This window comes from Mesorhizobium tamadayense (assembly GCF_003863365.1).
In the GTDB taxonomy this organism is placed as follows: domain Bacteria; phylum Pseudomonadota; class Alphaproteobacteria; order Rhizobiales; family Rhizobiaceae; genus Mesorhizobium; species Mesorhizobium tamadayense.
Genome location: NZ_RQXT01000096.1, coordinates 1 through 12,213, shown reverse-complemented (window position 1 = coordinate 12,213; position 12,213 = coordinate 1). Strand labels below are relative to the sequence as shown.

The 12,213-nt window shown below is 61.8% G+C and carries 10 protein-coding genes; 7 read left to right on the top strand and 3 right to left on the bottom strand.

What is annotated here, in order from left to right; translation table 11 throughout:
- Positions 1-533: 533 nt before the first annotated feature.
- The 3 genes from choV to EH240_RS35800 all read right to left on the bottom strand — a co-directional run bounded on the left by choV (position 534) and on the right by EH240_RS35800 (position 3,621).
- Positions 534-1,715, bottom strand: a complete 1,182-nt coding sequence (gene choV / locus EH240_RS35810; protein ID WP_125007066.1) for a choline ABC transporter ATP-binding protein — start codon at positions 1,713-1,715, stop codon at positions 534-536.
- Positions 1,712-2,566, bottom strand: coding sequence for a choline ABC transporter permease subunit (choW, locus tag EH240_RS35805; protein WP_125007065.1), 855 nt, complete (start codon positions 2,564-2,566; stop codon positions 1,712-1,714). The genes choV and choW overlap by 4 nt, the downstream gene beginning before the upstream one ends.
- 119 nt (positions 2,567-2,685) lie before the next feature.
- Complete coding sequence (locus EH240_RS35800; protein WP_125007064.1) at positions 2,686-3,621, bottom strand: choline ABC transporter substrate-binding protein; 936 nt, start codon at positions 3,619-3,621, stop codon at positions 2,686-2,688.
- Positions 3,622-3,852: 231 nt separating this feature from the next.
- Here EH240_RS35800 and EH240_RS35795 point away from each other — a divergent pair, with 231 nt between their 5' ends.
- The 7 genes from EH240_RS35795 to EH240_RS35765 all read left to right on the top strand — a co-directional run bounded on the left by EH240_RS35795 (position 3,853) and on the right by EH240_RS35765 (position 11,880).
- Positions 3,853-4,464, top strand: coding sequence for a thymidine kinase (locus EH240_RS35795; protein ID WP_125007063.1), 612 nt, complete (start codon positions 3,853-3,855; stop codon positions 4,462-4,464).
- Positions 4,465-4,704: 240 nt separating this feature from the next.
- A complete protein-coding gene (locus EH240_RS35790) occupies positions 4,705-5,793 on the top strand; it encodes a hypothetical protein (RefSeq protein ID WP_125007062.1) in 1,089 nt (362 codons plus the stop codon).
- A 34-nt stretch (positions 5,794-5,827) separates the two neighbouring features.
- A complete protein-coding gene (locus tag EH240_RS35785) occupies positions 5,828-6,973 on the top strand; it encodes a hypothetical protein (RefSeq protein WP_125007061.1) in 1,146 nt (381 codons plus the stop codon).
- Between the two features lie 22 nt (positions 6,974-6,995).
- Entirely contained in the window at positions 6,996-8,900 is a 1,905-nt protein-coding gene (locus EH240_RS35780) for an AAA family ATPase (RefSeq protein WP_125007060.1), read from the top strand.
- 59 nt (positions 8,901-8,959) lie between these two features.
- Positions 8,960-9,370: an endonuclease domain-containing protein gene (locus EH240_RS35775; RefSeq protein ID WP_125007067.1), complete on the top strand. Its 411-nt coding sequence runs from the start codon at positions 8,960-8,962 to the stop codon at positions 9,368-9,370.
- 67 nt (positions 9,371-9,437) lie between these two features.
- On the top strand, positions 9,438-10,742 hold the full coding sequence (locus EH240_RS35770; protein ID WP_125007059.1) for a DUF6638 family protein: 1,305 nt from the start codon (positions 9,438-9,440) through the stop codon (positions 10,740-10,742).
- A gap of 13 nt (positions 10,743-10,755) precedes the next feature.
- Complete coding sequence (locus EH240_RS35765; RefSeq protein WP_125007058.1) at positions 10,756-11,880, top strand: DUF2333 family protein; 1,125 nt, start codon at positions 10,756-10,758, stop codon at positions 11,878-11,880.
- The last annotated feature ends 333 nt before the right edge of the window (positions 11,881-12,213 follow it).

Below are 12,213 nucleotides of genomic sequence, written 5' to 3'. Positions count from 1 at the left end.
GCTCCAGCCCCATTACAGGACCTTCGTCACTATTACGGGTCGATCCGCCCCAACCTCCTGCATCGGTACTCTCGCCTCACGGTGGTGTGCCGCTTGTGCTTCTCCCTTGGCATCAGAAAGCTGGTTCCTGCAGTTCCGCGCAAAAGCCTGCATCCGGCTCATGCCCCCTATACGCCGTCCACTGTCCGCCCAGTCATCAGGCTCCCGACGGACTTGTCCCGAGAGATCCACACGCCCTAGTGGTGTTAAAGAGTTCTAACGACGCGTCATCGAAGGGTTTGCTTGCGCTCATCTTCCGGATGCCTACCTGCCCCGGATCATGTCCGCGGCTTTTGTCCCAACGCTAACCACCATGGCTCTTCTACCACAGCAGCTTGGGCTGGTTTGAGACCCGCTCCTGAAAGCCGATCCCGAGGGGCCTACCCTCATCTTTCACGCAGCTTCTCAGCATCTTGTCAGTTCACCATCGAACCTCCTTCTGCTTGCTGCAGCACACTATGGATGGGCACTAGTCTAGTCTAGAGGCCGAACTCCTATCGCCTGAGCACCGCGCTCAGCACGTCCCGGATGCCGATCGCGCCGACGAAGCGCGAGCCTTCGTCGAACAGCGCCACAGGCGCCGTCTGCGAGCGATGCATGGCGAGCATCACCGTCTTCAGCGGCGTGCCCGGATTGGCCCAGAATACCTGCGCCTTCTCCTCCGGCTGGCCCTCGACATCGGCGCAGGACACCCACACCGCGGGCTTCCCGTCGCGTTCGGCCCCCGCCACCAGGCCATGCTCGTCGATCTTGAAGCGCGTCGTCTTGCGCCGGTCGAGCCACACCCAGCCGTTCTCGCCCTGTTCGAGATCGCGGCGGTCGCGCATCACGTTCCATGCCGTCAGGACCGAAAGCGGATTAACATTGGCGATGAAGTCGCGGACATAGTCGTTGGCGGGCTTGAGCACGATGTCTTCCGGCGCGCCGGTCTGGACGATGCGCCCGCCTTCCATGATGGTGATGCGGCTGCCGATCTTCAGCGCCTCCTCGAGATCGTGGCTGACGAAGATGATGGTCTTCTTCAGCTCTGCCTGGAGCTGCAGCAATTCGTCCTGCAGCTTGGTGCGGATCAGCGGATCGAGCGCCGAGAACGGCTCGTCCATCAACAGGATCGGCGCTTCGGTGGCAAACGCCCGCGCCAGGCCGACGCGCTGCTGCATGCCGCCCGAAAGCTCATGCGCGTATTTCTTCGACCACTGGTCGAGATGGACCAGTTGCAGCTGCTTCTGCACCCGCACCTTGCGCTCGGCTTCCGGCACGCCGGCAAGCTCGAGGCCGAAGCCGACATTCTCCTCGACAGTGCGCCACGGCAAAAGGCCGAATTGCTGGAACACCATCGCCACCTGCTTCTGGCGCAGGCGCCTGAGCGTCGCCTCGTCGCAGGTGACGACATCGACCGTGCGGTCCCCGTCCTTGACCAGAACCTGACCGCGCGACACGATATTGAGCCGGTTGACGGCCCTGAGCAGCGTCGACTTGCCCGAGCCCGACAGACCCATCAGCACCGAGATCTCGCCCTCATGCACGGTAAGGCTGGCTCCCGCGCAACCCAGAACATTGCCGGTCTTTTCGAGTATCTCGGCCCGGGTGGCGCCCTTGTCGATCAGCGCCAGCGAACCCGCCTGATCGGCGCCGAAGACGATATCGACATTCTTGAAATCGACGGCGACGGTCATTTCTTGCCTCCAACGCCGATGCGCGTCATCCGGTCGAGCACGATGGCGAGCACGACAATCGCAAGGCCGGCCTCAAGTCCCAGGTCGATGCGGCGCGAGCCCAGTGCGCGGTTGATTTCCGTGCCGAGGCCACCGGCGCCGATCAGGGCCGCGAACACCACCATCGACAGCGACAGCATGATCGACTGGGTCAGGCCCGCCATGATCGTGGGCAGCGCCGAGGGCAGCTCGACCTTCCACAAAAGCTGGCTCTTGGTGGCGCCGAACGCCTCGCCGGCCTCGACGATCGCCTTGGGCACCGAGACCACGCCGAGATGGGTGAGCCGGACCGCGGTCGGGATGACGAAGATGATGGTGACGATGAGGCCGGGCGCGTTGCCGAGCCCGAACAGCGTCAGAACCGGGATCAGGTAGACGAAGGTCGGCAGCGTCTGCATCAGGTCTAGCACCGGCAGCATCACGCGATAGACCTTTGGCTTGTGCGCGGCCCAGATGCCGAGCGGCACGCCGATGGCCATCGCCATCGCCGCGGCCGCAACCACCAGGACCAGCGTCTGCACGGTCTGTTTCCACAGGTTCTGGTTGATGATGAAGATAAGGCCGAGGAACACGCCGATGGCCAGCGGCTTCGAACGCTGCAGCAGCCATGCGATGCCGGCGACGACCAGAGCCAGCAGCACCGGCGGCACCATGAGCAGCAGATCCACCAGTCCGTCCAGGATGAAATTCAGGCCGTTGGAGAAAGCCCGGAAGATGGTATCGAAATTGTCGGTGAGGAAACTGAAGAAGGCCTTGCCCCACGGCCCTATGGGAATCCTGTAGCTGACCAGGAATTTCGAGATCGGATCCATCTGTCCCCTCTTCGATCTATGCCGTCCTTGCCGGCCGGTCATCTTCTCACAGCATATGAAAAAGGGCAGCCTTTTCTACGGCTGCCCTTCCTGATCGGTCATGCCGAACTCAAGCCGGCTCAGCTCCCGAGCGCGGTCTTGATGGCGGCGGCAGCATCGCCGCCGTCGAAGGTGGTCACGCCGGCAATCCAGGGCGTGATCGCGTCCGGATGCTTCTTCAGCCAGTCGGTCGCCACCGTCTGGGCGTCGCCGCCCTTCAGGATCGCGTCCATCATCTCGCCTTCCATGTCGAGATTGAACTTCAGGTTGGCGATGAACTTGCCGGCATTCGGGCACTCGGTGGTGTAGCCCTTGCGCACATTGGTGTAGACGGTTGCCGCGCCGAAGCCGCTGTCGCCCATGCCTTCGAGATAGGTGATCTTCATGGCGCCCATCACCGGATGCGGCGTCCAGCCGAGGAAGGCGATCCACTCATTGTTCTTCATCGACTGCTCGGCCTGCGTCAGCATGCCGGCCTCCGAAGACTCGACCAGCTCGAAGCCCTCGAGATTGTCCTTCGGGTTCTTGATCATGTCGAGAATGATGCGGTTGCCGTCATTGCCGGCCTCGATGCCGTAGATCTTGCCGTTGAACTTGTCCTTGAACTTGCCGAGATCGGTCAGCGTCTTGACGCCGGCATCCGCGACATAGGTCGGCACGACGATGCCATAGCCGGCGCCCGTCAGGTTGGTGCTTACCGTCTCGACCGAGCCGTCGGCGGTATAATCCTTGATGTCGTTGGTCATCGACGGCATCCAGTTGCCGAGGAAGACGTCGAGGTCCTTGTTCTTCAGCGACGCATAGGTCACCGGCACCGAGAGCTGGATCACCTGCGGCTCGTAGCCGAGCGCGGTGAGCAGTACCGAGGCCAGGCCCGTGGTTGCCTGGATATCGGTCCAGCCGACATCCGAAAGACGCACGGCCTTGCAGCTTGCCGGGTCGCCGGCATAAGCGGCGGTCGTGGACAGAAGCGCCGCCAGGCCGAGGCCAGCGACGATGGATTTCATACGCGACATAGATATTCTCCCATTGCAATTCTTTGGCGGAGCGAAGTTGCGGCTTTTGTCACCGCCTTGTTTCTTCAGCCAAACACCATTCTGGTGCGGTTTCAAGCACTAAGGCAATCACGAACAACGGCGCGCGCTGGCCGATCAGCGACACGCTGTCGCTTTTCCGACAGCGGCTTTTTCAGGGGAAGGAGCCGGCGCCCCCTCCCCGCGCCGCTGCAATTGAGCTTAAAGACCCATATGGCCAAGCTCTACTTCAACTACGCAACGATGAATGCCGGCAAGACGACGATGCTCTTGCAGGCGTCCTACAATTATCGCGAACGCGGCATGACCACGATGCTGTTCGTCGCCGGCCATTATCACAAGGGCGACAAGGGACTGATCTCGTCGCGCATCGGCCTTGAGACCGAGGCCGAGATGTTCCGCGACGGCGACGATCTCTATGCCCGCGTTGCCGAGCATCACGAGCACACCACCGTGCATTGCGTCTTCGTCGACGAGGCGCAGTTCCTCGAGGAGGAGCAGGTCTGGCAACTTGCCCGCATCGCCGACCGGCTGAATATCCCCGTCATGTGCTACGGCCTGCGTACCGATTTCCAGGGCAAGCTGTTTTCCGGCTCGCGCGCGCTGCTTGCTATCGCCGACGACCTGCGCGAGGTGCGCACCATCTGCCGCTGCGGCCGCAAGGCGACGATGGTCGTGCGCCTTGGTCCCGACGGCAAGGTGGCGAGGCAGGGCGAGCAGGTGGCGATCGGCAAGGACGTCTATGTCTCGCTCTGCCGCCGGCACTGGGAAGAGGAAATGGGCAGGGCCGCGCCCGATGACTTCATTGGTTTTGCCCGCAACTGAGTGGGAGCGGCGACGCAGCTCGTAGCGCGAAAACAATAGCTTAAGGCATATCGGCTAAAGCTGTTTGAAGGCGACGCGCATTACTCGCGCTTTGAGCATGCTTGCCTTGTCTTTCAAGGGCCTAGCCAATTCTTTTGTTTTGGCGCTTCTCCTTGTCTTCCTTCTTTCAATCCCCTGAGGCCCCACATATATTCGCCGCCACGTGCGACACGAAACCGGATGCCGAAGCGGGAGGCCCCTATGGCGACATTGCAGAATTTCGATGCCGAAATTGCCAAGACCAAGCAGGTCGTCGAGGACATGCGCACCAAGATCGAGCAGTCGGGAACCGTGCTCGACACGCTTGCCCAGGCCGACAAGAAGATCGGCGACGCCAATTTCGACATCGAGAACGCCCGCATCGAGGACGTGCTCAAGCAGCAGAAGGTGATGGAAGGCAACATTGCCGACCTGATCATCGGGCTGGAAGACGCCACCAATGTCTTCGGTGCCGAGTTCGAGAGCATGAAGAACTACACCGGCTGGGAAAACTTCGTCGGCGTCTTCTCGGCGCAGCGCAAGCAGCGCATGCGCACCGACCGCGTGCGCAACATGTCGCTCGCCGGCAACCTGCAGGAGCTGCTGGCGAAATCCGACACCATCGTCGGCATCCTGAAAGCCCAGAAGCAGATCCTCGACCAGCGCTACAAGACCTCGGAAACCAGCCTGTCGCAGGTGATCGAGCGCCGCAAGGCGACCATGGCCAACCTCGAGACGGTGCAGAAGCGCATCGAGGAGCTCAATCCGATGCTGCTCGACATCGAGAACAAGATCGCCGCCTCGACCAGCCAAAAGGAGCGCACCCAGCTCGAAGGCGAGCGTTCGAAGTTGGCGACCGAATACAACGAGAAGCAGGCCAAGGAGCAGGAGCTGCTGGCCGAAAGCCAGACGCTGGAACGCTACACCTCGATGTTCCAGACGTTCGTGGATTCCCTCAACAACCAGATCGCCGCGCAGTCGACGCTGATCAACAAGCTGACCATCGACACCGAGCAGCGCATCGTCCTTTATAAGGCTTTGGAAGACTCGCTGAAGACGGCCGCCCAGCAGGACGTCGCCCACAAGATCAACACGCTTGGCAGCCAGGTCGACAACACGGCGGAAGAGACGATGGCCGGCATCGGCGCCGCCTCGCAGAAGCACATCGGCGATCTCTTGGAAATGCACGAGAAGAACATGGTGGCCAGCGCCGACATCCAGCGCCGCAAGAAGCTTGCCGACGACGCCTTCGCCCGCCGTTTCGACGAGGTGATGAAGAAGCACAACTCGGCGAACTACGTGCAGCAGTAGGCGGCGTGCCGGAATTCTTGTCCAGGGCTGTGCCATGACCCCCGAAAACGAAGCCGCGGCGCGCTATTTCTCCGCCATTACCGCGGCGCTGAGCGGGCTGGAAGTGTTCATGCGCGACGACCGCTCGCCGCTCTACCGGCACGGCATCGTCGCCCGGATCGTCGCCGAATACATTGCCCGGTTGGACAAGTCCTTCGCCTGCTGGCGCAACCGCCTCGGCTTCATGGATACGTTCCGCATCTCGCGCGCCGACAGCGGCTATCCCGTGTTCCAGAACCTGCTCGAGCTGGAGAACGACCGCCGTCAGGCCGATCAGCGCCTGGCCAATATCCCGCAGGCCGGCGAATTGCGCGAGGAGATGGCCGACTTCATCCTGCGCCATAAGGAATTCCCTGAGGCGCTGCAGAGATCGATGGCCGAGCGGCTCTACCTGGAGGACGTCAAGAGCGAGACGACCTTCGGTCCTTTCACCCTGGCGCAAACGGCAAAGGTCTCGGTCAATCCGAAGACCATGCGGCCTTATTATCTTGTCCACTGGGCCTGTTTTGACGGTAGCGCCAACCTGCCGCTGGTCTACATGGTGACGGTGGAGGACTCTTCCGAGAGCATGGTGCGCCAGCTCGTCGACAGCAACGGCAAGCTCGATGAACGGGTCGACATTCCGCTCCCGGTCGACGGCCTGCTCAACCCCGAGCTCGCCCATCGCTTCGACGATTTCACCGAGAAGAATTCCGCCTACACGCTGTCGCCGGCGACGATTGCGGTCAATCTCGACAAGGATTTCGAGCCGCTGCACCCGAAGCAGCTGAGGCGCGTCGTGCTCGGACCTTTCTATTCGGCCGGCATCACCGAGAACAATTCGACGGTGACCGAGGTGCTTGCCAAGGTGCGCCGGCCGGAAAACGCCTGGCTGCTCACCTGGACCATCCAGGAGGTCTTTTCCAAGTCCGAGAAACCCGGCCGCAAGGGCCTTTTCTCAAGCGAGAAGACGACGCAGGAATTCTTCATCAACACCGACGACCTCGAAGCGGCGCGCCAGGGCGTCTCGAGCTACGAGAACCATGCGTTGATCCCGCATGAGGCTTATCAGGCGCTCTACGCCGCCGGCGAGGCGCAAAAGATCTTTTCCGGCTACAAGGTACACATCCTGTCCAAGGGGCAGGTCATCAGCGACGTCTGACTTCAACCGCGGAGCATCCTTCATGGACACCGGGCTGACCACGATCTCGGAAGCGGCAATCGAAAAGCACCGCGCCACCGCGCAGAGCTTCATCACCCGCATCGTCGTGCTGGAAGATCCATCGCGCGAATCCGGCACCGCGCTCGCCGGCACCAACCGCCGCTTCGTCTCGACCGTCTCGGTCGGCTCGGTGCGCCGCACACGCGAGGTGGAACTCGCGAAGACGGTTCAAGCCGTCCATCCCGACGACCAGTTGCTGACCATTGCCCAGCACACGCTTCTCTACCGCGCCCGGCGCGGCCTGGCGATCGCGCTGGCCATATCGGACGTCTTCGCCGAAGGTTCCGACCTCGAAAGCCTGCAGGCCAAGAACGCTCGCGCACCGCTCGAAGGCGACGAGGCTGCCAGGTTCAAGAAACTGTTGTCGGCTTCCGCCTATGTTTCTGCCTTCAGCTTCGCCTCCTATCTCTTCCAGCTGATCGACAGCGACGGCGAGGCGCCGAACGATAGTCCCGAACCCGACTTCCTGTTCGACACGCCGCAGGATGCGGTGAAGTCGATCGTGGCCGGCCTCGACAAGGCGATTGCCGGCTCGAAGGACGATGCCGACCTGGCGACGCGGGCGCGCGCCTTCGCCCGTGTCGCCATCGATGGTCTGCTCGCGCGAAAGGGCCGCTTCGATGGCATCGGCCCGTTCGAGAACGCGCATATTCGCATCGACGTCGACGACTTCACCCTAGACGGCTTCGACGTCGCGCCCGGCAAGCGTTCCAAGCCGCTGGTGATGACCTTCAAGAAGCCGGAAGAGGTCGTCGGCAACCACATCGCCAAGTACCAGTCGATCAAGCTCGCCAAGATGCTGATGGCCTATGATTTCGAGCGCGAGCTGAACCCCTTCGTCGAGCTCGGCGGCTTCCTGTTCACCTTCATCGGCGACGGCGCGCCCGGCACCGGCAAGACGACGCTGATCCAGATGATCGCCGGCCTCGTCAACGGTTATTGCCAGGTCGCCGGCTATCCCTTCGCCTACGAGAATTTCGGCGTCGACCAGATCTCGTCCTACCAGGGCAAGTCCGGCCAGAACTGCCGCCAGTTCATCAACAACGTGCTCAACCCGCGCGTCATCGGCTTCGGCACCATCGACGACATCGACCAGGTGGCAGCGCGCCGTTCAGACGACCGCGCGTCGGCCGGCCAGCAGGAAATCACCGGCGTCTTGATGGATGCCTTTGCCGGGGCATCCACCGTGGTGCGCGGCAACTGCTGCTTCGGCATGTTTTCCAACTACCCCGAAAATGTCGACGATGCGCTGCGCCAGCGCGCCGGCGCCCGCTGGCTGGTCGACGGACCGCAGAGCCGCGACGACTACATCGACATCTTCGTGTTGCTTGCCGGCAAGAACCACAAGATCCCGCTGGGCGACCACAAGCTCTATGCAGCTCAGGAGATCCAGCGCGCGGTGGCCGAGGCCTATGAGGAGCACGAGAAGCCGCAGGAAGACGGATTGATGAAGGTCTACGAGCGCTACATGAAGGAGAACGGCGCGCCGAAGACGATGGCCGATATCGGCACCTACCTGCACATGATCAAGGACGCCGAGCCGCACTTCACCGGCCGCGCCATCAAGAACGTCACCGACGCGATAAAACTGCGCGCCATGGACTTCGAGCTGCCGGACGACTGGTTCGAGAAGCCGGAAGCCTTCATGCACAAGAGCTACGACGACAAGAAGGCGATGATCGAGGAACTGCGCGGGCCGTTCTCGATGGATATGGTCATGCAGGAGATCAACCGCTACGCCGATTCCGAATTCCGCTACTCCGACAAGTCCGACGACGCCGCGGTGGAGAAGCTCCTGCGCGACGCCCGTCTGCGCGAGCGCGCGGCGCGCGAGATGGAGGAGTTGAAGACGAAGGGGCTTTGGTGATCTTCCTTCTCCCCGTTCACGGGGAGAAGGTGCCCGAAGGGCGGATGAGGGGCAGCACCATGCGTGGGAGAAATGAGCCGAAGGTAGCGAGAGCCCGCGATCTGCGGAAGGTTGAGAACGATGCCGAGGAAAGGCTGTGGCATGAACTGCGAGGGCGGCGATTGAATGGCCGCAAGTTTGTTCGCCAACTGCCGATTGGCCCCTATTTCGCGGATTTCGCTTGCCGTGAAGCAAATCTGGTCGTGGAGGTCGACGGCAGCCAGCACGCAGGTCGATCCCAGGACCGATACAGGGATGAGACGATGAACGGTAATGGTTGGTCGGTATTGAGGGTCTGGCACGCGGGTGTGTTGATCAGCCGCGCGAGCGTTCTGGAAACGATTATAGCAGCCTTGGATGGCAGGCTGGATCGCAAAATGATTGGTATCGATGCGAAATTTCTGCCGGCCGCAAACTCGGAGCAAAGATGATGAGCGTCTGCGCCGCCCCTCATCCGCCCTTCGGGCACCTTCTCCCCGTAAACGGAGAGAAGGCATAATGACCCGCGCCAAGAAGCCCGACCTTCTGCGCGACAACGAGCTGATCTACGGGCGGCTGCTTGCGATCGACGAGCCGCATCTCATTCAGCGCTACAACAAGGCGCTCGTCGCCTTCGGCCTTGAGCCCACCAAGTTGAAGAGCTTCCAGATCGACCGCACCGGCTTCTCGCCCGAGGTCGCCGAGGAGCGCGGCGACTACGACTATCTCGATCCCAACGAGGTCAATCGCCGCTTCATCATCCTGACGCCGTCGCAGATCGACCTGCCGGTGGTGCACACCGCCTTCTCCAACACCTCGCAGCTGATGTTCGAGTTCATGTCCAAGAACCAGCGCGCCATCGACGCACTGACCATCAAGGACGTCATCTACGGCGAGATCGAGGATTCCGTTCCCAAGGTCAGCGACATCGAGGACCTGCTGTCGATCAACCAGGTCGAGTTCAAGGTTCTGTCGGCCGAGGATGTGCTGGGCAAGGCCGCCGAGCTCGGCAAGCTGGTCGACCGGCTGAAGCAGGAGCCCGACGCCTGGCGCGACAACGCCATGCTTGAGCGCATGGTCGATCTCGCCAAGGTCTGCGGCGACATCCGCGAGAACGCGCTGGTGCCCGACCAGGTGATCTTCCGCCACAATGCCTACTGGACCAGTCATTTCGGCGGGCTCTACGTGTTCGTCGATCCCGACATGACGACGGTGATCAGCGACCCGGCCGCGCCCGGCTTCCGCCGCTCGCGCCCCTGGCAGGTGAGCTATCTGTCGATCAACGACACCGACAAGGTGTTCCGCTTCCTAGCCGGCACGGGTCGCCTCGAACTGCCCCGCGCTTCCTGGATCGAAGCTTCGGGCTATCTCGAGCATCGCGCCGAGATGGTGGTGCGGGCGTTGCTCCGCGACGCCGAGCCCAACCGCAACCTGACGGACGTCGACAAGGTCTGGCTGCAGACCTGGATCCACGGCCATGCCGACCTGATCGCCAGCGACGGCAATTTCCCCTTCCTCAACGCCGCCAAGCGCGAGATCGCCCAGTTCGGGCATCTCAAGATCGAGGACGTTGCGCCGCGGCAGCGCTTCCTGGTCGTGCGCGGCAGGCCCGATCATCCCGATGCCTGGCTCACCAACCAGCTGATCTCGGATTTCGTGCCGCAGGACTTCGTCTCGCGCTACGTTTTCAACAAACCGGGCTTCTACAAGGACTTCGACGGCTTCAGCGACGCCTGGCGATCGCATGTTGTGGACGTTCTGAAAACCACATATTTGAAGGACAAGGCGGCGTTCCGCGCGCGCCTCTACGGCCTGACTGACTGAGGGGTGGAACGCCATGCTTGATCCGATCGTGAATTTCTTCACCCGGATTTTCCAATGGATCGGCCGCGGCATCGGTTTCATCATTGGCGCCATCCTGTGGCCGTTCATGTGGGCCGGGCGCTGGTACACGCAGCGCGGCTGGATCCTGAAGGCGGTGCTCGGCCTCGCTGTCCTCGTGCTGATCGGGCTCTACGCCAACTTCTTCTACGCCACCCAGTGGTGGAACAATTTCGACCCGAACTACGTCGACAAATACACCTTCGAGAAACGCGGCACCTCCGCCGGCGAGCAGGTCTCCGCCGGCGCCGGCACCGATACCGCCAAGACCTGTGGAAACTCAGGCATAGCCCAGGTGGCGGCGGACCTCACCGACTTCAACGTCAACCAGAATGCCTGGGTCTCGTCGATGATCCTCTACAAGCTTGGGCTGTTCGGCATCGACTGGGACCACACGCCGTTCATGGACAACAAGGCCTCGTTCCAGCGTGGCATCAACCAGGCGGTGCGGCGTACGGCGACCGAACTGGCAGACAATCTCGGCCGCGTCCGCACCACCTCGCAAATCGATGCCGATCTGCAGGATGCTCGCGGCAATCTGCAGTTCGATGAGGAAACCTGGTATTTCGGTTTGAACCCGTTCGGTCCGAAAACGCCGACGCCGAGCTACTATCGCGACGCGGTGCGCAAGCTGCGTTCCTTCAACGCCCGGCTCGCTGCCTGCCAGGCAACATTCGACGCCCGCGCCGACAATCTGAAGCAATATATAGACCGCATCTCATCCGACATTGGTTCGACCTCGGCTATCCTCAAGGAGCGCGCCGAAAACCACAACAATGGCTGGTTCGACACCCGCGCCGACGACCGCTTCTGGTTCGCCTATGGCCAACTCTATGGCTATTACGGACTGATGAAGGGCGCACAGGCCGATTTCGACGATGTGATCAAGGAAAAGCACCTGCAGAATTTGTGGGACACGATGGACTCGCAATTCGTCTCGGCGCTGCGCATCCAGCCCTTCATCATCGCCAACGGCCGCGAGGACGGCTGGCTCCTGCCGACGCATCTGACGACCATGGGCTTCTATATTCTGCGCGTGCGCTCCAACATGGTCGAGATCAGCAACGTGCTCAGCCAGTAACGCTGCGGCCACGGCCGGCGCTGGCGGATTTGCGCCGTCGCCTCTGTCGCTTTTCGCGTATTGCGCGGCTGTTTTGAGACGGCGGAACAACTCCCGCTCTGGCTTCTATACGGCGCGACGACGACAGGGCGCCAGAGACCTTGGGAACGTCGACCTCTTTCTTAGCAGGAAACAATGTTGCATGAAAATTGACGCAGCGACCGCGATAGGGTTAGAACATGCCCTTGCGTCCGCGCGACATTTCGAACATGCACGAGTGATCGAAACCCTCCCCTCCACCGCCCAATCCAGAGGAAAGCCGTCATGGCCGAAGTGAAGTCCGACATCGAGATC